Consider the following 24,487-nt stretch of genomic DNA (forward strand, 5'->3'; position numbering starts at 1 on the left):
AACGCATCGACCCTTCTCCCGCGATGGCGGGGGAGGGGTTTTTTTTTAGGAGTAAGTGAAAAGGAGTGAGAGTAGAGCTCAAGAAGCTCGAACCACGGCTCTCTCACTCCTCACTCCTCTTCACTTACTCCTAGCTTTTGCCGCGATGCGGCATGATTTAATGCGCCGGTCCCCGATCCCCCACGGAAAGGACCTCTTGTGCGCCATGTGTTGACCGAACGACTCGGTATTTCCCATCCCTTGATCCAGGCCCCGATGGCCGGCTCGACGACACCCGAACTGGTGTCGGCGGTCAGTCAGGCGGGTGGGTTGGGCTCGCTGGGTGCGGGTTATCTCAGCCCGCAAGCGATCCTTGAGCAGGCAGCGCAGGTGCGCGCGCAAACCGACAAGCCCTACGCGATCAACCTATTCGTGATGGCGGACGAGTTCACCGCCGACGCCGGTCTGGTCACCCGTGCACGCGAGCGACTGGACGCATTGATGGTCAAGGAGGGGCTGGCGATACGCACCAGTCTGCCTGAGCGCTGGGCGTTCCGATTCAGCGATCAACTGGCGGCCTTGCGCGAGGCGCGACCGCCGGTAGCGAGCTTTGCGTTCGACCTGATCACGCCGGCGCAATTGCGCGAACTCAAGCAGCTCGATATTTACGTCATCGGCACTGCGACCACGGTGGCCGAGGCCAAGGCCTGGGCCGAACTAGGCGCCGATGCCGTCGGTTTGCAGGGTGCCGAGGCCGGTGGCCATCGGGGCACGTTCCTGCATGAGCCGGAGGACGCCTTGATCGGGTTGTTCGCCTTGCTGCCCCTTGCGGCCAGGGCGGTCGATATTCCGCTGATTGCAGCCGGCGGCATCATGGATGGGCGCGCCATGCTGGCGGCCGAGGTGCTGGGTGCCGCTGCCAGCCAGCTCGGCACGGCATTCCTGGCGTGTCCGGAAAGCTCCGCCGCGCCTGCCTGGAAGCAGGATCTGCAACAGGCGCAGGACCATCAGATCACCACCATTCGCAGCTTTTCCGGCCGCGCTGCGCGTGGGCTGCGCAATCGCTATGTCGAGGCCATGTCCCAGCGGGCCGAGGAACTGCCGCCGTACCCCATCCTCAATGCCCTGACTTCGCCGTTGCGTAAGGCCGCGGCCGCGGCCGGGCGAGGGGATCTGATCTCGGAATGGTGCGGCCAGGCGGCCAGCCTTGTTCGTCCGATGCCCGCCGCGACCCTGGTTGCCGAGCTCATGCGTGAATATGCCCAGGCCCGCGCCGGGCTTTCGGCGTGAAGACCTAGGCCGCATGGCTTGACGTGGCCCACAGAGCGGAGCGTTATACTGCGCTCGCGCCAATCCGGCGCTCCGATCTGCATGAGGCCAGCACTCTTGAGTCCGACCGCACAACGCATGAAACCGGCTAACGCCACCTCCCTCCGCCAGCATGTCATCGACGCGCTGGAAGAACTGAAAGCCAAAGACATTCGTGAGATCGATGTCCGCGGCAAAACCTCCATTGCCGACTTGCTCGTGATTGCCTCCGGCACCTCGGCTCGCCATGTCAAATCCATTGCCGACGAAGTCGTCAAGTTCGCCAAGAAGGCGGGCGTGATGCCGATCGGTGTGGAAGGCGAGCAAGAAGCCGAATGGGTCCTCGTCGACCTGGGCGACGTCATCGTGCACGTCATGCTGCCGCGCATCCGCGAATTCTATGGCCTGGAAAGGCTGTGGACCGTGGGCGATCGCGGCGCCGACAACGAAGCCATCAGCGCAGTTTGATCGCGCCGGCTTTCTCCGCGCGCTACCGAAACGGTGGCGCAGATGTCTTGTTCTCTCTCGATTCGACTCATGCGCGCACGTCTGATCGCCGTCGGTGAACGCATGCCCGCATGGGTGGCCGAAGGCTTTGCCGAATATCGCAAGCGGTTGTCGCACGAACTACCGCTGGAACTGATCGAACTGAAGCCTGGCACGCGCGGCAAGGGCCGTGACGATGCGCGCGCGATTCAGGACGAAGGCACCGCGATCCTCGCCGCACTTCCACGCGATATTCATGTCGTCGCGCTCGACGGGCGCGGCAAGACCTGGTCCAGTGAGGATCTCGCACAGCAACTGGCGAAGTGGCGCATGTCCGGCCGCGATCTCGCCTTCCTGATCGGCGGACCCGATGGCCATGCGCCGGAGGTGATTGCGCGCGCGGATCAGAGCTGGTCGCTCGGGCCGCTGACGTTGCCGCACATGCTGGTACGTCTGGTGCTGGCCGAACAGCTTTATCGCGCAACGACCCTGCTTGCGGGACATCCGTATCATCGGGCCTGAAGGGCGCAGGAGTGAGTCGGGCTGTGCCAGGATGACCCTAGCAATCGATACGGATCACTACGGATGAACACCCGCATTCGCCAGGCCACGGTCGACGATCTCCACGATATCGTCCCTTTGTTTGACGCCTATCGGCAGTTCTACGGACAGCCAGCCGATCTATCGCGTGCGCATGCCTTTCTCTCCGAGCGATTTACGCGGAACGAGTCGGTGATATTAGTTGCGATGGACGGCTCGCGTTTCGTTGGATTTACCCAGCTCTATCCGCTGTTTTCTTCCGTGCGTACCGTGCGGACCTATCTGCTCAACGATCTGTTCGTCGCCGCCGATGCGCGACGGCATGGTGTCGCGGCAGCCTTGTTGCATGCGGCGGCCGAGCACGCTCGTGCGATCGGCGCTGCCAGCCTTTCCCTGTCGACGGCGCATGACAACATGCCCGCACAACGTCTTTACGAATCCTTGGGCTGGAAGCGCGACGAACATTTCCGCGAATACAGCCTGAGCCTTAAGGAACCCTAGATGCTCTATCTCGCCTCACAGTCGCCGCGCCGCCGTCAGCTGCTGGAACAACTGGATGTGCCGTTTACGGTGGTGGACGTCGACGTCCCCGAAGTGCGTGGCGCGAACGAATCGCCGCGCGATTACGTCAGCCGCGTGGCGCGCGACAAGGCAAGCGCCGGTCTTGCATCGCTGGGTGCGGCCGAAGCCATCGTGCTGGGCGCCGACACGGAAGTCGTGCTCGACAACGACGTATTCGGCAAGCCCGTCGATGCCAACGATGCCAAGGCGATGCTGCATCGATTATCGGGGCGCACGCATGAAGTGATCTCGGCGCTCTGGGCGATCGGCAGAGGCCAGGAACACAGTGAGGTCTGCATCTCCAGGGTGCGTTTCAGCGCGTTGTCCGAGGCGCAGATCGATGCTTACGTGACAACCGGCGAGCCGTTCGGCAAGGCGGGTGCATATGCTATCCAGGGGCGTGGTGGTGCCTTGATCGAACATCTCGAAGGCAGCTATTCCGGCGTCATGGGCTTGCCGGTATTTGAGACCGCGCGTTTGCTGCGTGGCCTGAAGTTGATTCCTTAAGAACGTCTCAAGTGGCGCTTTGCATGGTGAAAAACCATGCCACCGTAGTGACCAGATTGTTCATGCCATGAGCTATCACGGCGGGCCACAACGAATTGGATTTCAGCCGCAGCCACGCGAAGGCGGCGCCGAGCATGGCCAGATTGGGCAGGCCGTACCAGAGAAATTTCAGATCCGGCAGATGCACCAGGGCGAACACCAGCGACGTGCAGGCCACCGCCCAGCCGACGTTCAACCGCTTCAGCCATGCCGAGAGCAATACACCGCGAAATAGCAGTTCCTCGATCAACGGTGCGATGGCGATGGCGACGATCATCAGGACGAATTTTGCGGCGAGCGAGGCGTTCGCTCCGAGCTGCTTGATGTCCTGCGGTACGTGATGCCCCTGGGCCAGGAACTGGGTAAGCATGCCGCCGATGATCGGCAGCGCGATGCCCGCCGCCACGGCGATGGCATAGAACGAGGTGTCACGGGGAGCCGCCAGGCCGAAGCCCGGCACGGTGGCCCGTCGCCACAGCTGCGGCCAACGGCTGCGCACCAGCCACCACATGATCGCGGTGGCGCCGCCAAGGGCGCCGGCAACCAGCAGTACGTTGATGTTCGGGCGAGCCATCAACGCCTTGATCGTCCGCATGATTTCAGCGGCCGGCTGGGTGTGATCGACCAGGAGAACCCCCAGTCCGACCATGGCGGCAATCACCGCGCCCACGAAGGCCTGCAGCAGGAAATAAAGCACGAGCATGCCCACCGCGGCCCAGCCGTTCGGCGATTCGGGTATGGGCGTGGCCGAATACGGCATGGGTGGCGGCTCGGCCGGGTGTGCGACGAGCGCGATATCCGTATCCATGCGGGAAGGGTGGCCTTGATTGAGGGCAGGTAGTTCATGCTGCCTGTTGGCGCGGGGTTTGTCAGCAGCGGGCGTCATACGGTTCCCGGTATAGTGTCCTGCCATTCAAGCCTGCTACCCGGGAGGACCCCAGGCGCATTGCGCCGACCCATGTTTGCTTTCGACTGGATGGCCGACCCTACGGCCTGGGCTGGTCTCCTCACCCTGGTGGTGCTGGAGATTGTGCTCGGTATCGACAATCTCGTTTTCATCGCGATCCTCGCGGACAAGCTGCATGCCTCGCAGCGCGACCGGGCGCGGCTGCTGGGTCTTTCCCTCGCGCTGATAATGCGCCTGGCCTTGCTGGGCGCGATGTCCTGGCTGGTCAAGCTGACCACGCCGATTTTTACCTGGAACAACTTCTCGCTTTCCTGGCGCGACATCATTTTGTTGCTGGGTGGTGTGTTTCTGTTGTTCAAGGCCACGCTCGAACTGCACGAACGGCTCGAAGCCGAGGACGAGCACGGCAGCGGCAACCGCGCGCAGGCCAAGTTCTGGCTGGTAGTGACGCAGATCGTCGTGCTCGACGCGGTGTTCTCGCTCGACTCGGTGATCACCGCCGTGGGCATGGTCGATCATCTGTCGGTGATGATGATCGCGGTGGTGGTGGCGATGATCCTGATGATCAGCGCGAGCAAGCCGTTGACCAGCTTCGTCAACGCGCGGCCCACCGTAGTTATCCTTTGCCTGTCTTTCCTGCTGATGATCGGCTTCAGTCTGGTTGCCGAAGGGCTGGGATTCCATATTCCCAAGGGCTATCTGTACGCGGCGATCGGCTTCTCGATCATGATCGAGGCGTTCAACCAGACCATGCGACGCAACCGTCGCCGCAGCCTTTTCAGCAGCGCACGCAATTTGCGCGATCGCACGGCGCAAGCGGTACTGCGTTTGCTCGGCGCGGGCGGCGAGGACGAGCACGATGTGCCCAAGGCGCAGGCGTCGTCGAACGACGGCAGCGTGGCGGTCTTCGGCAAGGACGAGCTGGCGATGGTGCAGGGCGTGCTCGATCTTGCGCATCGCCCGGTGCGTTCGATCATGACGCCGAGGCCGGAAATCAGCTGGATCGATCCGCGCGAAAGTACCGAAGCGCTACGCGCCGAAATCGCCGTCATCAATCATCACTGGTTACCGGTGGCCGGCGATGATCTCGATCAGTTGATCGGCGTGGCATCGTCGAGCGACCTGCTGGCCAGCCTGTTCGATCATGGTCGCATCGACGTGGAAAGCGTCGTGCGTAAGCCGCTGACAGTGCTCGAATCGCTGAGCGTGCTGCGCCTGATCGACGAATTCCGGCGCTCGCCGTTACAGGTGGCGCTGGTGGTCGACGAATACGGCAGCGTGCTCGGGCTGGTCACTCCGGCGGACGTGCTGGAAGTGATCGCCGGCGAGTTTCCCGACGACGAGAGCGGCGATCCGTCCGCGATCCAGGAGGCCGATGGCAGCTGGCTGGTGGATGCCAGTCTCGATCTTCGACGCATCGAACATTTGCTTGGCGTGCGGCTGAGTGGTGACGATAGTTTCGCGACCCTGGCCGGTTATGTATTGCAGCGGCTGGGTCGCCTGCCGAACGCCGGAGATCGGTTCGAAAGCGAAGGCTTGCAGTTCGAGGTCATCACGATGGATGGTGCGCGTATCGATCGGTTGCGGGTGACGCCTGCGCCCTGAATAAAGGCGCCCCCTCACCCCAGCCCTCTCCCCCGGCAGAGCCAGGGAAGAGGGTTGGGGTGAGGGGGCTCTTGATTTGCCGACTCAACCAACCACCATCGCCCGTACAATCCCAAACGCCGACAGCACAACCAGCGCCGCCCAGGCAAGCAGCGAAAGCCCGAAGGCCGTCCCACGTTTGGCCGGGTCTTTCAGATACGCCGGGATGTACCACGCGCGACCGATCAGCCAAAGAAAACCGAAACCACCCGCTAGCGCCGGAAAGCCATACATCGACGCCAGCCATAGTACCGGCAGAAACATCGCGCTGGCTTCGAGCGTATTCATCTGGATGCGCCAGGCGCGCTCGAAGCCGGGATGGCCGCTGATGGCCGGCGCTTTCACGCCATAGCGCTTGCGTGCATTGCCTACCACCCACAAGGTGGCAAATTGCAGCAACACATTGAGCAAAGTGACCAGGGCGGGCAGGTGCTGCAGCATGGGTGTCTCGAGCTGGAGGAGGGGCTCACTATAGCCGCCGTCGTGCCCGTCGACCGCAAGATATCGCTTGGCGTGATCCGATTCGGGCGGTATCGTCCCTGCCGCGGTATCGACGATCGTGCATTCAGCCGAGGTGCGTATGGATTGGCAGAAAGGTGAGCGCAGCCAGAATGTCGAAGTCGACAGCGGCGGCGGTGGTGGCGGTCCGCGTTTTGGTGGCGGTCGCGGCATGGGTATCGGCGGGATCATTATCCTGGCGATCCTGGGTTTGGTGTTCTTCAAGGACCCGACTGCCTTGCTCAGCCAGGTCGATGGTGGCGGCCAGCAGCAGGTCAGTGCGCCCAGCAATGGGCAGCCGTATGCGCCCGATCCACGGCAAAAAGACTTTGTCAGCGCCGTGCTCGGTTCTACCGAGAAAACCTGGGGTGCCATCTTTGCCGAACACGGCAAGACCTATACCGATCCCAAGCTCGTCCTGTTCCAGGGCGGAATCAACACAGCCTGCGGCGCGGCATCCAGCGCGGTGGGGCCGTTCTATTGCCCGGGCGACCAGCAGGTCTACCTCGACCTTGGGTTCTTCACCGAACTGGAAACGCGCTTTCATGCCGTGGGCGACTTCGCCCGTGCCTATGTGATCGCGCATGAAGTCGGCCACCATGTGCAGAACCTGATTGGCGTATTTGCACAGGTCGACCAGGCGCGTCGTCGCGGTGCGCGTATGGAAGGGGCCGACGGCCTGTCCGTGCGTCAGGAGCTGCAGGCCGACTGCTTTGCCGGCGTGTGGGCCAACCGTACCCAGCAGCGCCTGCAGTGGTTGCAGGACGGCGACGTGGAGTCGGCGCTCAATGCCGCCAGCCAGATCGGCGATGACAACCTGCAGAAACAGGCACAGGGCCGGGTGGTGCCGGACTCGTTTACTCACGGCACCTCGGCGCAGCGCGTGAAGTGGTTTACCGCCGGCTTCAAGAGCGGCGACATGAGCGCCTGCAACACCTTCAACGGGCCGGTCTAAGGGTCTATCGCGTCCGGGCTGCTGCAACGGCAGCCCGGAAGGCCCTAGAATGACTGCGCTGCGTGCCTGGGGGTGCGCTTCCCAAGAACCTCATGGATCATCCGTGTCTGCGGTGCGGGGCCTGCTGCGCGTTTTTTCGCGTGGCCTTTCATTGGTCGGAAGCCGAGGCCTTCACGGGCGGTGTCGTGCCGTCGGACCTGACCGAAAAGCTCGACCCGCACCGTGTTGCCATGCGCGGCACCAACGCGGCGAAACCGCGCTGCGTGGCGCTGTGCGGCGAGGTGGGCGTTGCCGCGCATTGCGGCATCTACGAGCAGCGCCCGTCGGTATGCCGGGAAGTGATGCCTGCGTGGGAGTTTGGCGTCGCCAGCCCACAATGCGACAAGGCGCGCCTGGCCCATGGGCTGGTGCCACTGCAGCCGACCGATTGGCCCGATCCGATCGAGTCGCAGCCACTACCGCAACTGGCCTGAGTCAGCGCATTGTTTCCTCATTCTGAAACGCCAGCACGAACTGCTTCAATTCTCCCGGGTTGACGTCCGACACCACCAGAAAACGCATGCCGTGGTCGCTCCAGCGGATCACGGTATAGCCGTTCTGCTGCGTGGTCTGCTGTACCGACTCGGTCTCCGCCGGCCACTGATACAGATTGATCACGTGCAGGCGGCGGCGGTAGACCAGGGCGGCCACGCTGTGTCCGTCGATGGCGTCCAGACGCCCGCCCGCAAGCGGAAAGCCTTCGCTGGCCAGTTCTTTCACGCGTGGCGAGAAATCCAGCTTGCCTTCGAACCAGGGTTTCACCGTGTGCTGGTCGGTGGAAACCACATCCATAAGATGCGCTGCCTGGAGCGAACGCAGGTGTCCGGAGATCGCTTCGTTGACGAGCAGATCCGGCGATGCCGGTCCATGGACCTCGCCGACCCACAGCGTGCCGGCCAATAAAAAGGCGGCCGCGAGGCCGGCAGCCATCGACCATGCCGGCAAGGCACGACGTGCCCTGGGCGCAACCGGCTTTACCGTGGTCCATTGCTGGCGCAGGGCATCGGGCGCCTTCCGATACAGCCCCGGCTGCGCCAAGGCCTTGCGTAGTCGAGTGTGATCGCTGTAACTCGCAGCGCATACGGAGCAGGTTTTCAGATGGCCGACCATCGATGCGCTTTGCGCCGCATCCAGTTCGTCGTCCAGGTAAGCGTGTAATAGCAGTCGGGCGTCCTCACACATCATGACGGCGCGCCTCCTTGGAATGGTGGATCAATTCGGATTTCAGCCGTTCGCGCGCGCGGGCCAGGCGGGACATCACGGTGCCGATCTTCTGGCCGGTGACGCTGGCGATTTCTTTGTAGGAGCATTCTTCCAATTCGCGTAACACGATCACTTCGCGCAAGGGGTGCGGCAGCCGCTGCAGGGCCGATTGCAATGACCCGACATCCACGGCGAGCAGCGCGAGCGCTTCGGGCGAAGGTCGGTCGTCGGCGATCGGGTGGGCCTCTTCGTCGATGCTGTCGTGCAGCCGGTCCGAGGCGTGTTTGGTATGCAAGGTGTAGAACGTATTGCGCACGATCGCCAGCAGCCACACGCGCGCATCGCCGCCGCGAAAACTGTCGAAGTAACGCAGCGCCCGCAGCAGCGCTTCTTGCACCGTGTCCTGTGCGTCCGCGTCGTCGTGGGCAAGCCAGCGCGCAAGGTTGTAGGCCGCGTCCAGAAAGGGCAGCACGATGGCTTCGAAGCGCGCGTTGGTCACGGCGTCGGTGGTGGCTCTCAGGGCTTGCTGATCGGCTGGCATAAGAGGGTTTACCTCCCCTGGCGCGACTTTATTCCCTATGCGTTCGAGGCGGAATAGGCGCGCTCTGGATGCAGTAGTGCTCCAAAGGAAGGGGTCGCCGGATACCGGCGGTGCGCTTCCGCGCTGGCCGTCCGGCCATGCGCCCATCGCGGAGCAGACGAGATGCACGATATCCATGACGAAACCCATGGCAGACGCCAATTCCTCAAATGCATGGCCTGGGCCGGCGCTGGCACCGTGTGGCTGATGAAGGGCGGCGTATTGCAGGCCAAGCCCTTTGGCGACGGCGCTGCCGACGCGGCGAAGGATGCGACCTTCAGCTTTGTGCAGATCAGCGATTCGCATATCGGTTTCCACAAGGAGCCGAACATGGATGTGGCCGCAACGCTGCGCGCGTCGCTCGGCCAGATCAACGCGCAGAAGCAGCGCCCGGATTTCATCCTGCATACCGGCGATCTCACGCATCTGTCCAAGCCTGAAGAGTTTGAATTTCTATCGGACCTGATGCGCGAGGCGCACGTCAGCAAGACGTTCTACGTACCGGGCGAGCACGATGTCATCGGCGATAACGGCGCCGAGTTTTTCCGCCGTTTCGGCGAGCGCCAGCAAGCCGGCGGCTGGTACAGCTTCGATCATCATGGCGTGCATTTCGTCGGCCTGATCAACGTGCTGAACCTCAAGGCCGGCGGGCTCGGCTCCTTGGGAGCGGATCAGCTGGCCTGGTTGAAACGCGATCTCGCATCGCTTTCGGCCGAGACGCCCATCGTGGTGTTTGCGCATATGCCGCTATGGCCGCTCTATCCGGATTGGGGCTGGGGTACGGATGACAGCGCCGAGGCGGTGAGCTATCTGCGTCGGTTCGGCTCGGTCAGTGTGCTCAACGGCCACATCCACCAGATTCAACAAAAAGTGGAAGGAACGATCACGTTCTACACCGCGCGTTCGACCGCGTATCCGCAGCCCGCTCCCGGCGTTGGCCCTGGCCCCGGTCCGTTGAAGGAAGTGCCCCCCGGCAAGTTGCACAGCTACCTGGGCGTGCGCGACGTGCGCCATGTCCAGGGCCGGCATGCGCTTGCGGTGACCGAGGAGGTGCTGGCATGAGCGGTGCGTTGAAACGTATCGTGCTGGGCGTGGCGGTTATGTTGTCGATGCCGCCTGCCGTGCAGGCGGCAGGCGCCACGGCCGCCCACACCACGCAGGTCGATATTCGCAACTTCGGCTTTTCGCCCAAGAGCGTGACCGTTCCGGTCGGCACGCGCATCGTCTGGACCAACCATGACGAAGAACCGCATGTGGTCACCAGCGCCGGTACGGGCTTCGTTTCATCCAAAGCGCTCGATACCAGCGACAGCTACGCCGTCACGTTTTCCAAGCCCGGTACCTATACCTATTACTGCTCGATCCACCCGATGATGGTCGGCACCATCATCGTGCAGTAAATCACGCGGCGCGATCGAAGCGGTAGATATCCATCGCCAGGAAGCCCAGGTCGATGCCGGCGTCGATGCGTTGCGCTGCAGCGCCGTCGCCGCCGGCACCCAGTGCCACGAACAATGGCAACAAGTGCTCGTCGGTGGGATGGGCGCGTTCGGCGAACGGTGCCTGCCGGCGATAGTCGAGCAGGGCATCGACGTCGTTCGCGGCCAGCCGCTGTTCGAGCCATTCAATGAAAGGCCGCACATATGGCGCTTCGTTCGTATCGCTATAGCCCGCGCGGAAGTCGTACAGGTTGTGCGTGATGCTGCCCGATCCGATCAGCAGCACGCCTTGCTCGCGCAGAGGCGCTAGTGCACGACCTACGGCGAGCTGATGCGATGGCCCGAGTTCGGGCTGGATCGATAACGGCACCACCGGGATATCGGCTTGCGGATAGAGCAGGTGCAGGGGCGACCACACGCCATGGTCGAGACCGTGGTGTGGATCGACCAACGCAGGCAGACCGTTGTCCTTCAACAAGTCCTGGATCTGCGTCGCCAATTCGGGTGAACCCGGGGCCGGGTAGCGCATCTCGTAGAGTTCGCGCGGGAAGCCGCCGAAGTCATGCACGGTTTCCGGTGCCTGCGCGCCACCGACGACCGGTTGTCGGGCGAGGAAATGCGCGCTGGCAACCACGATCGCCTTGGGCCGCGGCAAGGCGTGTGCAAGTTCGCTCAGCCGTACACCGCTGCGACCGGGGTGCAGCGCCGTCATCGGCGAACCATGGGAGATATAGAGACTGGGGAGGCTGGTCATGCGCTAAAGATAGAGCTTGCGCACAGCGTTTCCAGCCCCGCTGTCGCGAACGGATTGTCGCCGGACCGGAACGATCCGGCGACAGCCGTGGCGTTACTTGAACTTGCGCGGAGGCTTGTTGCCCGAAGGCTTGCCGCCTGGCGGACGGGGCTTGCCCTTGAAGCCACCGCCGCCACCGCCGCCCGGACGGAAACCGCCCTTGCGTGGTGCCGGTGCGTCGCCGCCACTGGCGTCCTGGCCGTCCCACTCATGGATACGCAGCTGCTGCTGGCTCACCCAGACTTTTTGCAGGTGCTGGAAGACCTCCGGCGGCATGCCATCTGGCAGGTCGATCAGGCTGAACTCGCTGCGGATGCTCAGGCGGCCGATGAACTGGCTTTCCAGGCCGGCCTCATTGGCGATGGCGCCGATGATATTGCCCGGTTTGACGCCGTGCTCGTGGCCCACTTCGACGCGGTAGGTCTTCATGCCCTGCTCGGTGACGTGCGCGCGCAGCGGACGGGTGCCGAATTCGCGCGGTGCCTCGCGCTCGCGCCGCGGACGTTCCTCGCCTTCGGGACGGGGACGACGATCGCCACGATCGTTACGGTCACCGCGATCGTTACGATCGTTGCGCTCGCGCGGCGCGAACTCACGTGCCGGTGCTTCGCGCTTCGGCGGCGGCGTAAGCAACAGCGGCTGGTCGCCCTGGGCAATGCGTGCAAGTGCGGCGGCGATCTCGACCGCCGGGATGTTGTGTTCCTGCTCGTACTGCTCGATCAGCTGCTGAAACAGGCCCAGCTCGCCGATCGCCAGCGTGTCGGTAATACGCTGCTTGAAGCGGCTGATGCGCTGGTCGTTGACTGCTTCGACCGTCGGCAGCTTCATTTCTTCGATCGGCTGGCGGGTGGCGCGCTCGATCGAGCGGAGCATGCCTTTCTCGCGCGGCGTCACGAACAGGATCGCTTCGCCGCTGCGGCCGGCGCGGCCGGTACGGCCGATGCGATGCACATAGCTTTCCGTGTCGTACGGAATGTCGTAGTTCATCACATGGCTGATGCGCTCGACGTCCAGGCCGCGTGCGGCCACGTCGGTCGCGACGAGGATATCGAGCTTGCCGTCCTTGAGCTGCTGGATCACGCGTTCGCGCTGCGGCTGTGCGATGTCGCCATTGATCGCCGCGGCGGCGAGACCGCGTGCCTGCAGCTTTTCGGCGAGCTCTTCGGTGGCCTGCTTGGTGCGCGCGAAGATGATCATCGCGTCGAACGGCTCGGCCTCGAGGATGCGCGTCATCGCGTCGAGCTTGTGCATGCCGCTGACAAACCAATAACGCTGGCGAATATTGGCCGCGGTCGTGGTCGACGACTTGATGTTCACTTCGACCGGGTTCTTCAGGTGATGCTGGGCAATCTTGCGGATCGGTGCCGGCATGGTGGCCGAGAACAGCGCGACCTGGCGCTCGGGCGGCGTGGCCTGCAGCACTTTCTCGACGTCGTCGATAAAGCCCATGCGCAGCATTTCGTCGGCTTCGTCGAGCACCAGATAGCGCAGTTCGGACAGATCCAGCGTGCCGCGTTCAAGGTGGTCGATCACGCGGCCGGGGGTGCCGACCACGATGTTCACGCCGCGCTTGAGCGCATGCAGCTGCGGGCCGTAACCCTGGCCACCGTAGATCGGCAGCACCTGGAAACCGGGGAAGTGGGCGGCGTAGCGCTGAAACGCTTCAGCCACCTGGATGGCCAATTCGCGGGTCGGCGCCAGCACCAGCGACTGCGGTTTGCCCGGCTTCATGTCGATGCGGGAAAGGATCGGCAGTGCGAAAGCGGCCGTCTTGCCGGTACCGGTCTGAGCGGTGCCGAGCACGTCGCGGCCCTCGAGCAAGGGCGGAATGGTGGCAGCCTGAATCGGCGAGGGCGATTCATAGCCGACATCGGCTAAGGCCCGCAAAAGCTCAGGGTGCAGCCCAAGCGCAGCAAATCCGGCGGGGGCCGGAGTGGAATCGGAAGACGGGGAGGACATGGAAACCTCGATAGGGCACGCGCGAGGGCATGCAAGAGAATGGCGACTATTGTAGCAGCCCGGCCTGACCGCTGCTTTAAGCCTGTGCTGAACAGGTTCGTGCAGGCCTCACCGGCGCTATCATCGTCGCTCTTTGGCGGACAGGACGATCGGGCCATGACAGCCTCCATCGAAACGATCTCCGAGCAGCGTTGCTTCGGCGGTACGCAGGGATTTTACCGGCATGTGTCTTCCCGTTGTGGAGGCAGTATGCGGTTTGCGGTGTTTCAGCCGCCCCAGGCCGCAAAGGAGGCCTGCGGCGTGTTGTATTACCTGGCGGGCCTGACCTGTACCGAGGAGACCGCGACGATCAAGGCCGGCGCCCAGCGCGTGGCTGCCGAGCTGGGCCTGGTGCTGGTCATGCCCGATACCAGCCCACGCGATACCGGCATCGAGGGTGCAACCGGCGACTGGGAGTTCGGCGAAGGGGCCGGCTTTTATCTCGATGCCTCCCAGGCGCCCTGGTCGTCGCGATTTCGCATGTACAGCTATATCACCGACGAACTGCCCGCGCTGATCGCCGCGCATTTCCCCGTCGACGCCTCGCGCAGCGGCATTTTCGGCCATTCGATGGGTGGTCACGGGGCGTTGACGATTGCGTTGAAAAACCCGCAGCGCTATCGCTCGGTATCGGCGTTCGCGCCGATCGTCGCGCCATCGCGCGTGCCGTGGGGGCAGAAGGCCTTTTCCCATTATCTGGGCGCCGATCAGACCGCCTGGTACGACTACGACGCCAGCGAGCTGGTGCGACGCAAACCCTTTCCCGGCACGATCCTGATCGATCAGGGCGAGGCGGATAAATTCCTCGAAGGACAGCTGAAACCGGAACTGTTCGAACAGGCCTGTGCCGATGTGGGGCAGGCGTTGATCCTGCGTCGCCAGGCCGGTTACGACCACAGTTATTACTTCATCAGCAGCTTCATGGAAGACCATCTGCGACATCACGCGCGCGTGCTTGCCGATCTGTGAGCGTGCTGCCGGCTTTAAAAAGCGAACGTCTGATCATGCGCATTCCGATGGAATCGGATGCGTCGGAACTGTTGCATTATCGCATCGACAATCGCGTACATCTGGCACCGTGGGAACCATTGCGCGAGCACATCTACTACACGCTCGATCATTGCCTGCAGACCGTTGCCGATGCGCGCGAAACGGCGCGGCTGGATCGCGGGTATGCGTTTGCCGTGTTCGATGCCCAGTCCAATGAATGCGTCGCGACGTTCAACCTCGCCAATATCGTGCGCGGCGTATTCCAGGCCTGCCATCTCGGATATGGCATAGCGGAGGCGCGGCAGGGACAGGGTTTGATGCACGAAGCGTTGACGACCGGACTCGCATTCGCGTTCGGCCCGCTGGGCCTGCATCGCGTGATGGCGAACTACATGCCACACAACCAACGCAGCGCGCAGTTGCTTACGCGCCTCGGTTTCGAGCGCGAAGGCTATGCAAAGCGATACCTGAACATTGCCGGGCACTGGGAAGACCACGTGCTCACGGCATTGGTACGGAAAGACTAAAAAGCCCGTGCACTCCCTCATTCTGCACCCTCTCCCCTGGCTTTGCCGGGAGAGAGGGATGGAGCCTGCCCCGGACTTGATCCGGGGGTGAGGGAGCTCTTGCGCTAGCTCTTAAGCCTTAGCCGCCGGACGACGACGCGGCCGACGCTTGCGATTCCCCGCAGCATGGCTCTCGCCACCGCCACCGTTGGACTGCGCATGACCATGCGGGCGATGCGACGGCGGCTTGCCCTGACGCTGCTGCGGCTGGCGCGGTTGGCGCTGGCCCTGGGCCGGACGCGGTGCATTGGCATCCAGGCGCAGCGGCTGCGATGGGGCGTAGCCGGCGATGTCGCTGACTTCGATCTCGTCTTTCAGCAGCTTGCGGATATCGCGCAGCAGGCCGGCTTCTTCATGGCTGACCAGAGACACGGCCACGCCCTCGATGCCGGCACGGCCGGTACGGCCGATGCGATGCACGTAGTCTTCGGCGACCATCGGCAGATCGAAATTGATCACCATCGGCAGCTGGTCGATATCGATACCGCGCGCGGCGATATCGGTTGCCACCAGCACGGTGACGCGGCCGGTCTTGAAGCCGCTGAGCGCGCGCGTACGCGCGTTCTGGCTCTTGTTGCCGTGGATGGCGGCGGAGCGCATACCGGACGTTTCCAGGAAACGTACCAGCTTGTCCGCGCCGTGCTTGGTGCGGCTGAACACCAGCGTCTGGCGACGGCTGTCCTGCGACAGCACGTGCAGCAGCAGGTCGCGCTTGCGCGAGGCGTCCACCGGATGCACGCGATGGGTGACCGTGCTCGCGACCGTGTTGGGCGGGCTGACGGACACTTCGCGCGGTTGGTGCATGAACTGCATCGCCAGCGCCTTGATCGGCGGTGCGAAGGTGGCCGAGAACAGCAGCGTTTGGCGCTTGCGCGGCACAGCGGTGAGGATGCGCTTCAACGCGGGCAGGAAGCCCATGTCGAGCATGCGGTCGGCTTCGTCCAGCACCAGCACTTCGACACCCGAAAGATCGATCGTGCGCTGCTGCATGTGGTCGATCAGGCGACCGGGCGTGGCGATGACGATATCGACACCGCGACGCAGCGACTGGATCTGCGGGCCCATGCTGACACCGCCGAAGATCGTGGCGGTATTGATGCGCATGTGCTTGCCGTAGTCGCGCAGGCTATCGTTGACCTGTGCCGCCAGTTCGCGCGTCGGGGTCAGGATGAGCGCGCTCGGACGACGACCGACGCTGGGCGGGCGGGTCGAAAGGTGCTGCAGCAACGGCAGCGCGAACGCCGCGGTCTTGCCGGTGCCGGTCTGGGCAGCGGCGAGCAGGTCGACGCCTTCCAGTACGACCGGGATGGCAGCGGCCTGGATGGGGGTGGGGTTGGCGTAGCCTTGGTCGGCAAGCGCACGCAACAACGCGGGCGCAAGGCCCAGCGATTCAAATGACATGAGAGCTCCAGAGCAACTCGGAGCGTCACGAACCGCGTTGCATGTATCAAATAGGGAGGGAGGCGGCCTAAACATGAGTAGCCGTCCCGCTGAGTGTAACAGGTTTATGCTGCGGCTGCACAAAGGTAGGACAAAATCCTTTCCGGGCCTCTGTAGCAGCGGCTTCGGTCGCTACCAGCCGTGACGTAACCGTGGGTCGCCGCTGACGAAAGCCTCGAAATCACCTCAGTCTTGATTATCGTCATCCCGGCGCAGGCCGGGACCCAGTGGCACCGGTTTTCAGTTTTCGCGATGGAACTGACTTCTGCAGGCTCTCGCGACAACCGATCACAACGCCACTGGGTTACTCGCTTTGCTCGCCCCTTCGGGGCCGCCCTTCGGGCGTTCTACGCGCAGGCGCTTGTCCGGCCTGCGCCGGAATGACGAGTAGGGAGGGGTTTTTTTTGAGCTTTCCTGAGTTCGCTCCTACAAAATCAGGGAGGTTTTGTGCCTGTTTTACCGGCGGGCGACGATCAGGTAGCTGTTATACGGCGTACGCCCGTGCAGCGAGGTAATGGCGACCTTCAGCCCATGCCGCTCCAGCGGCCCGCGAATCTCCTCGGCGCTCGGATAGTGCTGGGCGCCAACCGGGATCCATCCTGAGTTCTTCAGGAAGAATTCCTCCACCCGGGTCGCATGGAAACGCCAGCTCGGTTCGCGCAGTACGTTGCGGATGATCAGGATCCCGTCCTCGGCCAGATGCATCATGGCCGTGGCCAGCAGGTCCGACTGCCGCTCCCGCGGTAGGTAATGCAGGATATCGAGCAGGACGACATGACCGTCGTGCGGTGGCAGGCTGGCGGCATCGGCGTGATGCAGTTCGATGTCGCGCGACAGTCCGCCGCGCTCGATCGCCTGCCTTGCCGCGTCGATCTTGCGCTCGTCGTGATCGACGCCGACATAGCCCGGCAGCGCATCGGTGGCGTGGAGAAAATGCGCAAGCAGACCCAAACCGCAGCCGATATCCAGCACCGGCAAGGGCGAGCCATCGAGTAGTTCGCGTGTGGCCGCGTAGGCCGGATCGTAGGCAAGCTTCCAGCGTGCGTGCAGACGCTGGCCAGAAGTCGGAAACCGTTTGGCGATCAGGCGTCGTGTCGAAACATCGATCATTCGCCCAGCATGCCCAAGCAGTCGTAAGCGGAGCGTTGTTTTTTCGCTTGCCGTTCGCGTGCCGCCAACCATGTCGCAGCCATCGCCAAAGTGCTAGCCTCCGGCGGTCCAAGTCGCAAGAAGGGATGTTGATGTCGTTTCTGTCACCTCTGCGCGAGCTCAATCATGAGCAACGCCACACGGTACTGGCCAGCTTTCTCGGCTGGACCCTCGACGCCTTCGACTACTTTCTGCTGACCTTCGTCATCGTCGGTATTTCCGACGAATTCAAGGTGTCGCCGTCGGAAGTGACCTATGGTCTGTTTCTTACGTTGGCCGCGCGCCCGATCGGTGCACTGCTGTTTGGACGTCTGGCCGACCGTTTCGGACGTCGCCCGATCCTGATGCTCGACGTGATCCTGTTTTCGGCCTTCGAATTGGCCACTGCATTCGCGCCTTCGCTGACCGTACTGCTGGTACTGCGCTTCCTGTTCGGCGTGGCGATGGGCGGCGAGTGGGGGCTTGGTGCTTCCCTGGCGATGGAGTCGGTGCCGCCCAAGGCGCGCGGCCTGGTTTCCGGCCTGCTGCAAAGCGGCTATCCCTGCGGCTTCTTTCTCGGAGCCCTGGCCAACTGGCTGCTGATCGACCATATCGGTTGGCGCGGCTTGTTCGTGGTGGGTGCGGTACCGGCCTTGCTGGTGCTCTACATCCGCCGTTCGGTCCCCGAGTCGCCGGTCTGGGAGGCGAGCAAGGCCGAGCATGGCAAGCGCAGCCTGGTCGAGTCGATGCGTGGCCACTGGAAGCTGGCGATCTACATGACCTTGCTGATGGCCGCGTTCAACATGTTCAGCCATGGCTCGCAGGACCTTTATCACACCTTCGAAGAGAAGAGCCTGCACCTGCCGACCGGCTCGGGTGCGGCTTTCATGCTGGTGGCCATGCTCAATCTGGGTGCGATGTTCGGGGGCCTGTTCTTTGGAGCCTGGTCCGAACGTATCGGCCGGCGCCGGGCGATGGTGATCGCGGCCTTGCTGGCGATCCCGGTGATTCCGCTATGGGTGCACGGTGGTTCGTTGTTGCTGCTGGCGATCGGCGCCTTCCTGATCCAGGTGATGGTGCAGGGCGCCTGGGGCGTGGTGCCGACCCATCTGAACGAGCTATCGCCCGATGGCGTGCGCGGCACCCTGCCGGGCTTTGCCTACCAGATCGGCAACCTGCTGGCCGCCTATACCGGCAATGCCCAGCTCCTCATCGCCGACTGGCATGGCGGCGACCTGGCTTTTGCCATGGGGCTGTGGATCGCCGTGGTCGCGGTCGTCCTGGCCTTGCTGGCCGGGTTCGGCCCGGAGGCCCGTGGCGTGGGCTTTGGCCGGGCCAAGCCATCCCCTTGAGCGGGTGCTAGAATCCCCGGTTTGATCTATCTAAGAGATACGCAATGAAGGCTGGCAAGGATAAGGTCGTCTCGCTGCACTACACCCTGACGGTGGACGGCGAAAAGGTGGAAAGTTCGCTCGATCGCAACGAGCCGCTGTGGGTTCTGCTTGGCCACGGCCAGCTGATTCCGGGCCTGGAAAAGGCACTGGAAGAGCATGAGGCCGGTGAGTCGTTGCAGGTGGACGTGGCGCCGGTCGACGGTTACGGCGAACGCCAGGACGGCCAGATTCAGCGCGTGCCGAAGAAATACTTCCAGAACGGCGCCAAGCTCAAGGTCGGCGACACCACCGTGCTGGCGCTCAAGCAGGGCGGCCACCGCGTGGTCACGGTGCACAAGGTCGGCATGAGCACCATCGACGTGGACTTGAACCACCCGATGGCCGGCAAGGCGCTGCACTTCGATGTCACGATCAACGAAGTGCGCGACGGCACGGAAGAAGAGATCCAGCACGGTCATGCCCATCCGCCGGGTGCGGACGCGCATTGATACCAAACCGCTGCCTGCGGTAGCCGGTGAGGAGTCAGAAGGCCCGCCATGAGCGGGCCTTCTTTTTACGGCTCACACCAAAGAAATGTCCACGTCCACATTGTTCCGTGTCGCATGCGAATACGGACAGATATCGCGATGTGCCGTGTCCACCAGTTCCTGCGCAACAGCACGATCGATGCCCGGCAGGCTGACCTCGAGTTTCACCGCGATACCGAAGCCGGTGGGTTTGCGCGGGCCGATACCGACATGCGCGGTCACCGATGCCTCTTTCAGCGCGACTTTCTTCTCGCGGGCGACAAAGCGCACCGCGCCTTCGAAGCAGGCCGCGTAGCCGGCCGCGAACAACTGCTCGGGATTGCTGCCGGCACCGCCGGGACCGCCCATTTCCTTAGGGATGCGCAGGTCGAAATCCAGTACGCCGTCGCTGCTATGGATATGCCCCTCACGACCGCCCTTGGCGGTGGCAGTGGCGGTGTAGACGATCTTTTCGATGCTCATGGTGTTCGCTCCGTGACGGGGAAAACCCTGAGTCTTGCGGTGTGGCCGATAAGAAAGCGTGATCGACGAGTGCCTTACTCGGCCGGGAAGCAGGCCGTTGCCGGGGAGACCGATGTGAGTCGTACGACGCCGTTGCCGTCAACGACCGCTTCCACGTCGTAGGTGATCACGGTGGGGTTGCTTGCTACAGCGACTTTGTCGGCAGCCGTGGCTTGCTGTTCCTGTTCGGCGTAGGTCTTGCTGCAGTCGGGCGGTGTGGCCTGTGTCAGCCCGAGTGTCTGGCGGACGAGATTCCAGCAGACGGTGGGAGCCGACCGCAGCGAGCAGGGCGCCTGGAAGTTGCTGTGGTAACGCATGAGCAAGGGATACGGCGGTAGCGTGATGCGGGGATCGGTACCGCGTGTGCTGGCGGGTGTCAGCCGTTGCAGCGCGAGGAATTGCTCATCGGACATGTTGCCTGTGTGGAGCCGCTGCCCGTTGTCGGCGTTGAAGACGGCAAAGCCGGTGCCGCCGTTGATGCTGTCGGCGGCCTGGAAAAAAACATAGTTCCCTTTCACGCCCCAGAAATAGCCGCTCCAGTCCTGGATCGACTGTTCGTCCTTGGCGGGTTTCTCGATGCAGGGTGGTGCGGTGTGGTCGGTTGCGATCGGGGCGATGGCCAGTTGTTCGGCGCCTTTCTCTCCGCGGTCGACCTGCTTGACCATGAAGCGTGGGTAATACCAGCAGGTCAGTATGGGTTTGGCGCCGGGCACGTCCGGATTGGCCGGCAACGGAACCCGGGTTTCTCGTGCGGGCTTATCGAAGAAGGTCGGCGTGCCTGCCCAGGCGGTCATCGTGCCGGTCATCAAGCAAAGCAGTACGAGCCATATCGACGCGGATATTTTCATGACCTTCCCGTGGTTTTCCGAGGCCGCGCGCAGCTTGTCAGCGTCAACGACGATCAATCGAGCAGGCGCTTGCCATAAGCAAAATGGTCGCGCCAATACGGCCCATCGATATCGTCCAATCGCACGGTGCCACCGCTATTGGGTGCATGCACGAAACGCCCTTTGCCAACATAGACGCCGACGTGACTGATGCCGCCGCTGCTGGCGAAAAACACCAGATCGCCGCTGGCCAGGTCGGTCATGCTCTTGACCTTGACGCCATTCATGACGGACATATCGCGCGAGGTGCGCGGCAACATCAGGCCGGCGGCATTGCGGTAGATATAGTCGACCAGCCCCGAGCAATCAAAGCCGCCATCGGGCGTGTTGCCGCCCCAACGATACGGTGTGCCGACCAGCGCGATGGCGCGAAACAGCACGTCGTTGGCCGTACCCACGGCATTGGGTGCGCGTGCGGGTTCGTCGGCCAGCGACGAATGCGATTCCTTGAACGTGGGTTGGCGTTTGCGCGGCGCGGGCGTGGAACAGGCGGCCAGGACAGCGATGGCCAGGCAAAGCACGCCGCGGAACATAAGGCGCGGCAAGGCAGGCTTGGGTGCGCAGGCGGCTGATTCCTGGTGGCGCATAGGACAACCTCGGCAGTAGGCGTGCCGAGGTTATCAAATCAATAAGTTATAGGGAAGTCTTCAGGATTTGGACGAGGCTGGGTTGGTCGGCAACTCGTTCAGATCGAACTGCACGGGGACCTGGGCATAACTTTCGATCGGCTTGCCATTACGTGTGGCGGGAGAAAAGCGCCACTGCGCAGCGGCGTCGCTGGCCGCCTTGATCAGGGCGGTGGAGGTGGTGGTGCTGTGCTTGGCGTCGTAGTCGATCGTCTTGACCTTGCCCTGCGTGTCCACCTGAATTTTCAGCATGACCAGGCCGTGTTCCTTGTTGACGATCGATTCTTTCGGGTACGCAGGCGTAATCTTCTGATTGAACTGGATATCCGCCGTCGCACCGTGCGCCGTATTTTGGGTGGCTGCCTGCGCCACCATTACGCTGCTGCTCATCAACAGGCCAATGACGAGATAACCGATACGGCGACGCGAAACACTGAAAGCAACCTGCTGGATCATGAGTAACCGCTCCTTCAATTGGGGGTGGTTGAGCCACGGGGTGATGGCCGGCGCAAACGACATGCCGGTGCTGTGCAACAAGGTGTGTGCGTACTGGCTACGCTGTTCGGGCGCGTCGCGCAGGCTGCGTTCGTCGCAGGCGAGTTCCTGGTCCAGGCGAAAGCGTGGCAACGCAAGCCATGCCAACGGGTGAAACCAGAGCAGTGCGAGCATCAGTTCGGCGATCAGGCTCCACCATGCGTCGCCACGGCGCAGATGGGTCAGCTCGTGACGTATCACGCAGGCGCGCTCGGCGGCATCGAAACGCTGGAGAAAATCCGCCGGCAGCAACAACCGGGGACGCGGCGCCCACAGCACGGCGGGGCCTTGTTCGGCGGTGCGGATACGCTCCAAAGGCAGGCCCTGCAGCATCGGTAACAGCGTTGCCGCCGTTGCCGGATCGAGCCCGCGCCCTTGCCTGAGAAGATGCACGTAGTGGACAAGCAGTCGCACGACACAGGCGGCGACACCGGCCAGCCATAGCGCGCCGAGGCCGAGCACGCTGACGGTTGCGGGCATCTCGGTAGCAAGTGCCGCAGCGCTGTCGGGCATCACGCGCAGGAGCGGCGAGGTGGTGGACAACGGTGTAGCAGGCAGCCAGGGCAACAGACAGAACAAGGGTGGCAAGGCCCAAAGCGTGAATGCCGGCGACGCGCCGAATACCTTTCGTAGCGGACGTCGCAGCAGCAGGGCGAGCAGCAACCCCAGCGTGCTCCACGGCAACAGATGCCACAGTACGTCGTTCATCTCAGCGCCCCTTCTTCTCGATGTCGTCGACCAGTTTGCGCAGCTCGGCGATGTCCTTGGCCGAGAGCTTTTCGTGGCGGGTGAAATGCGCGAGCAACGGCGTCACCTTGCCGCCGAATACGCGATCGAGCAGGCTGCGGCTTTCCTGTTGTTGCCATGCTTCGCGGGTCAGCACCGGCGCGTAGATGTAACGCCGCCCGTCGCGTTCGGCCGTTACCGCGCCCTTGCCGAGCAGCCGGTTGAGCAAGGTACGTATGGTTTTCTCATGCCAGCCGGTGGGCTCGCGCAAGGCTTCGACGATCTCTTCGGATGTGCGTGGCGCGGCTTGCCACAGCACATCCATGACGCGGGCTTCGGCTTCACTGATGGTGATCATGGTGTCGTCGCATCGATATGGAGTTTGCGTTCGCTTAAAAGCCGGCCGTCGACGTCGATGGCGGTCAGGTGGTAATCGCCGGGGCTCAGGTACAGCGAACTGACGCTGTCGGGCACCATCATGGCGACCCGGTCGGCGGGCGTGGCGTTGTCGGTTTCATTGGCGTAGCGCGCCTCGATCAGGCACGGCACCTTCTTGTCGCACAGTGCCGTCGTGATCAGGCGTGACTCGCGCCTGCCGCCCAGCGTGAGCCAGCCCGGGCGGCGACGATGGTCCATGGGCGGCAGCAACACGCTGACATCGTGCAGACGCTTATCGGTGCTCCACACTGTGCCGTCGTGCCGGCTGACCAGCACGCTGGGGCCATCGGGATGAAAGTCGACGGTCAGCTGGCGATAGGCTTCGTTGTTGCCGCGACCGCCGATATCGCGCAATTGCGACTGATCGATCGACAGGGGCTCGATGCCGCTCAGGCGCTTGAGATGAACCGCCATCGGCACGATGTCGCCGCCGAAGTTGCCGGTTGCCTTGTCGATATGGGCGTAGCCCGAATGCACGAATAGCCTGGCCGTCGGATCGCGCGCGAATACCCGGCGATAGAGATTGTCCGCCTGGCCCTGTTCGCGTTCGGCGGTGGAGGATCCTGGTGATTCGTACGCAACGACGATAAAGCCCAGGCGGATGGCCTCGCGTACGATCTCGCCGTAGACCGGTTCGTTCAAGTAAGGGCTTCCGCCCATCACCGGGTAGCCGCGATGCATCAGCTCGGTATCTTTGTCGTCCAGCGCTTCGGCGGCGAAATAATTGAAGCCCAGTTTGCGCAGCCGCGGTAACAGCTCGAGCGTCAGTTCACGGGTATGCGCGTCGTGGTGCACCTCGTTGATCATGACCAGACGGCGGTCGGTGGCCAGACGGGCAATGACGTCAGCCGCATCCTCCGCCTTCCAGGAGGCGGGGCCCGGCAGTTTGACCGGTTCGATCTCCACTCGGGCGCGGTTGTCGAACGGAAAATCGTGCACCGCCTCGTCGTACAGGCCGAGCTGGTTCTCCAGTGTCGCAGCTAGTTGCTGGCCGACGATCCACTGCTTTTCGCTCAGTCGGGGCAACTGATCGGACAGGTATTTGTAGCGTGCGAGATCGTTTTTCATCGGTTCCATGTCGCTCAGCAGGTCGCGCGCCGAGCTGACGTCTCTGGCGAACGTCGCCTGTAACGGCATGGCCCTGGCGGGTGAAGCGAACTGGCTGGCGAAAGCGATCATGGCAAGGATTACGTGTGTAGTCCGAAATGAAATTACATCTGTAATTCTCATTTTGCAAGCTCCCCTGGGGATGAG

The 24,487-nt window shown here is 63.1% G+C and carries 28 protein-coding genes; 14 read left to right on the forward strand and 14 right to left on the reverse strand.

What is annotated here, in order from left to right; all coding sequences use genetic code 11:
• Positions 1-198 precede the first annotated feature (198 nt).
• The 5 genes from QMG46_RS10380 to QMG46_RS10400 all read left to right on the forward strand — a co-directional run bounded on the left by QMG46_RS10380 (position 199) and on the right by QMG46_RS10400 (position 3,381).
• On the forward strand, positions 199-1,269 hold the full coding sequence (locus QMG46_RS10380) for an NAD(P)H-dependent flavin oxidoreductase (protein WP_281852434.1): 1,071 nt from the start codon (positions 199-201) through the stop codon (positions 1,267-1,269).
• Positions 1,270-1,386: 117 nt separating this feature from the next.
• Positions 1,387-1,755 (forward strand): ribosome silencing factor, encoded by a 369-nt coding sequence (gene rsfS / locus QMG46_RS10385; protein ID WP_281852435.1) that lies wholly within the window; start codon positions 1,387-1,389, stop codon positions 1,753-1,755.
• Between the two features lie 69 nt (positions 1,756-1,824).
• Positions 1,825-2,295 (forward strand): 23S rRNA (pseudouridine(1915)-N(3))-methyltransferase RlmH, encoded by a 471-nt coding sequence (gene rlmH, locus QMG46_RS10390; RefSeq protein ID WP_281852436.1) that lies wholly within the window; start codon positions 1,825-1,827, stop codon positions 2,293-2,295.
• 63 nt (positions 2,296-2,358) lie between these two features.
• Entirely contained in the window at positions 2,359-2,814 is a 456-nt protein-coding gene (locus QMG46_RS10395) for a GNAT family N-acetyltransferase (RefSeq protein ID WP_281852437.1), read from the forward strand.
• The gene (locus QMG46_RS10400) at positions 2,815-3,381 is read left to right on the forward strand and encodes a Maf family protein (RefSeq protein ID WP_281852438.1); all 567 of its coding nucleotides are present in this window, start codon (positions 2,815-2,817) and stop codon (positions 3,379-3,381) included.
• Between the two features lie 7 nt (positions 3,382-3,388).
• On the opposite strand, the gene QMG46_RS10405 is transcribed toward QMG46_RS10400, so the two are convergent.
• The gene (locus QMG46_RS10405; protein ID WP_281852439.1) at positions 3,389-4,228 is read right to left on the reverse strand and encodes a CPBP family intramembrane glutamic endopeptidase; all 840 of its coding nucleotides are present in this window, start codon (positions 4,226-4,228) and stop codon (positions 3,389-3,391) included.
• A 150-nt stretch (positions 4,229-4,378) separates the two neighbouring features.
• Between QMG46_RS10405 and QMG46_RS10410 the strand changes: the two genes are divergently transcribed.
• The gene (locus tag QMG46_RS10410; RefSeq protein WP_281852440.1) at positions 4,379-5,932 is read left to right on the forward strand and encodes a TerC family protein; all 1,554 of its coding nucleotides are present in this window, start codon (positions 4,379-4,381) and stop codon (positions 5,930-5,932) included.
• Between the two features lie 84 nt (positions 5,933-6,016).
• Here the strand turns inward: QMG46_RS10410 and QMG46_RS10415 are convergent, their stop codons facing one another.
• Positions 6,017-6,412 (reverse strand): MAPEG family protein, encoded by a 396-nt coding sequence (locus QMG46_RS10415; RefSeq protein ID WP_345781794.1) that lies wholly within the window; start codon positions 6,410-6,412, stop codon positions 6,017-6,019.
• 139 nt (positions 6,413-6,551) lie between these two features.
• On the opposite strand from QMG46_RS10415, the gene QMG46_RS10420 reads away from it, so the two are divergent.
• Both QMG46_RS10420 and QMG46_RS10425 read left to right on the forward strand, forming a co-directional pair.
• Positions 6,552-7,424 carry a KPN_02809 family neutral zinc metallopeptidase gene (locus QMG46_RS10420; RefSeq protein WP_281852441.1) on the forward strand — a complete coding sequence of 291 codons (873 nt, stop codon included), beginning with the start codon at positions 6,552-6,554 and terminating at the stop codon, positions 7,422-7,424.
• A gap of 92 nt (positions 7,425-7,516) precedes the next feature.
• Positions 7,517-7,897 (forward strand): YkgJ family cysteine cluster protein, encoded by a 381-nt coding sequence (locus tag QMG46_RS10425; protein WP_281852442.1) that lies wholly within the window; start codon positions 7,517-7,519, stop codon positions 7,895-7,897.
• A 1-nt stretch (position 7,898) separates the two neighbouring features.
• On the opposite strand, the gene QMG46_RS10430 is transcribed toward QMG46_RS10425, so the two are convergent.
• Both QMG46_RS10430 and QMG46_RS10435 read right to left on the reverse strand, forming a co-directional pair.
• Positions 7,899-8,648, reverse strand: coding sequence for an anti-sigma factor family protein (locus QMG46_RS10430; protein ID WP_281852443.1), 750 nt, complete (start codon positions 8,646-8,648; stop codon positions 7,899-7,901).
• On the reverse strand, positions 8,638-9,384 hold the full coding sequence (locus tag QMG46_RS10435) for a sigma-70 family RNA polymerase sigma factor (protein ID WP_281852444.1): 747 nt from the start codon (positions 9,382-9,384) through the stop codon (positions 8,638-8,640). Before QMG46_RS10435 ends, QMG46_RS10430 begins: the two co-directional genes overlap by 11 nt.
• Here QMG46_RS10435 and QMG46_RS10440 point away from each other — a divergent pair.
• Positions 9,370-10,308 (forward strand): metallophosphoesterase family protein, encoded by a 939-nt coding sequence (locus tag QMG46_RS10440; protein WP_281852445.1) that lies wholly within the window; start codon positions 9,370-9,372, stop codon positions 10,306-10,308. The two genes, QMG46_RS10435 and QMG46_RS10440, sit on opposite strands and share 15 nt — an antisense overlap.
• On the forward strand, positions 10,305-10,646 hold the full coding sequence (locus tag QMG46_RS10445; protein WP_281852446.1) for a cupredoxin domain-containing protein: 342 nt from the start codon (positions 10,305-10,307) through the stop codon (positions 10,644-10,646). Before QMG46_RS10440 ends, QMG46_RS10445 begins: the two co-directional genes overlap by 4 nt.
• A 1-nt stretch (position 10,647) precedes the next feature.
• Here the strand turns inward: QMG46_RS10445 and QMG46_RS10450 are convergent, their stop codons facing one another.
• Both QMG46_RS10450 and QMG46_RS10455 read right to left on the reverse strand, forming a co-directional pair.
• Positions 10,648-11,439, reverse strand: a complete 792-nt coding sequence (locus tag QMG46_RS10450; protein WP_281852447.1) for a dioxygenase family protein — start codon at positions 11,437-11,439, stop codon at positions 10,648-10,650.
• Between the two features lie 93 nt (positions 11,440-11,532).
• A complete protein-coding gene (locus tag QMG46_RS10455; protein ID WP_281852448.1) occupies positions 11,533-13,437 on the reverse strand; it encodes a DEAD/DEAH box helicase in 1,905 nt (634 codons plus the stop codon).
• 156 nt (positions 13,438-13,593) lie between these two features.
• Between QMG46_RS10455 and fghA the strand changes: the two genes are divergently transcribed.
• Together fghA and QMG46_RS10465 are read left to right on the forward strand one after the other, a co-directional pair.
• A complete protein-coding gene (gene fghA / locus QMG46_RS10460; protein WP_281852449.1) occupies positions 13,594-14,445 on the forward strand; it encodes an S-formylglutathione hydrolase in 852 nt (283 codons plus the stop codon).
• A 35-nt stretch (positions 14,446-14,480) separates the two neighbouring features.
• Positions 14,481-14,993 (forward strand): GNAT family N-acetyltransferase, encoded by a 513-nt coding sequence (locus QMG46_RS10465; protein ID WP_281852450.1) that lies wholly within the window; start codon positions 14,481-14,483, stop codon positions 14,991-14,993.
• Between the two features lie 111 nt (positions 14,994-15,104).
• Here QMG46_RS10465 and QMG46_RS10470 read toward each other — a convergent pair whose 3' ends face one another.
• Together QMG46_RS10470 and QMG46_RS10475 are read right to left on the reverse strand one after the other, a co-directional pair.
• A complete protein-coding gene (locus QMG46_RS10470) occupies positions 15,105-16,433 on the reverse strand; it encodes a DEAD/DEAH box helicase (RefSeq protein ID WP_281852451.1) in 1,329 nt (442 codons plus the stop codon).
• A 495-nt stretch (positions 16,434-16,928) separates the two neighbouring features.
• Positions 16,929-17,582 carry a class I SAM-dependent methyltransferase gene (locus QMG46_RS10475; protein ID WP_281852452.1) on the reverse strand — a complete coding sequence of 218 codons (654 nt, stop codon included), beginning with the start codon at positions 17,580-17,582 and terminating at the stop codon, positions 16,929-16,931.
• A gap of 131 nt (positions 17,583-17,713) precedes the next feature.
• On the opposite strand from QMG46_RS10475, the gene QMG46_RS10480 reads away from it, so the two are divergent.
• Complete coding sequence (locus QMG46_RS10480; RefSeq protein ID WP_281852453.1) at positions 17,714-18,952, forward strand: MFS transporter; 1,239 nt, start codon at positions 17,714-17,716, stop codon at positions 18,950-18,952.
• A gap of 44 nt (positions 18,953-18,996) precedes the next feature.
• Complete coding sequence (locus QMG46_RS10485; protein ID WP_281852454.1) at positions 18,997-19,482, forward strand: FKBP-type peptidyl-prolyl cis-trans isomerase; 486 nt, start codon at positions 18,997-18,999, stop codon at positions 19,480-19,482.
• Positions 19,483-19,554: 72 nt separating this feature from the next.
• Here the strand turns inward: QMG46_RS10485 and QMG46_RS10490 are convergent, their stop codons facing one another.
• The 6 genes from QMG46_RS10490 to QMG46_RS10515 all read right to left on the reverse strand — a co-directional run bounded on the left by QMG46_RS10490 (position 19,555) and on the right by QMG46_RS10515 (position 24,412).
• Entirely contained in the window at positions 19,555-19,983 is a 429-nt protein-coding gene (locus QMG46_RS10490; RefSeq protein ID WP_281852455.1) for an organic hydroperoxide resistance protein, read from the reverse strand.
• A gap of 74 nt (positions 19,984-20,057) precedes the next feature.
• Positions 20,058-20,870: a hypothetical protein gene (locus tag QMG46_RS10495; protein ID WP_281852456.1), complete on the reverse strand. Its 813-nt coding sequence runs from the start codon at positions 20,868-20,870 to the stop codon at positions 20,058-20,060.
• Between the two features lie 53 nt (positions 20,871-20,923).
• Positions 20,924-21,496 (reverse strand): C40 family peptidase, encoded by a 573-nt coding sequence (locus QMG46_RS10500; protein ID WP_281852457.1) that lies wholly within the window; start codon positions 21,494-21,496, stop codon positions 20,924-20,926.
• 60 nt (positions 21,497-21,556) lie between these two features.
• Positions 21,557-22,777, reverse strand: a complete 1,221-nt coding sequence (locus tag QMG46_RS10505) for a M56 family metallopeptidase (RefSeq protein WP_281852458.1) — start codon at positions 22,775-22,777, stop codon at positions 21,557-21,559.
• A gap of 1 nt (position 22,778) precedes the next feature.
• Complete coding sequence (locus QMG46_RS10510; RefSeq protein WP_281852459.1) at positions 22,779-23,153, reverse strand: BlaI/MecI/CopY family transcriptional regulator; 375 nt, start codon at positions 23,151-23,153, stop codon at positions 22,779-22,781.
• Positions 23,150-24,412 carry a hypothetical protein gene (locus QMG46_RS10515; protein WP_281852460.1) on the reverse strand — a complete coding sequence of 421 codons (1,263 nt, stop codon included), beginning with the start codon at positions 24,410-24,412 and terminating at the stop codon, positions 23,150-23,152. The genes QMG46_RS10510 and QMG46_RS10515 overlap by 4 nt, the downstream gene beginning before the upstream one ends.
• Between the last annotated feature and the right edge of the window lie 75 nt (positions 24,413-24,487).

It is taken from the genome of Dyella sp. GSA-30, from assembly GCF_027924605.1.
Classification (GTDB): Bacteria; Pseudomonadota; Gammaproteobacteria; order Xanthomonadales; family Rhodanobacteraceae; genus GSA-30.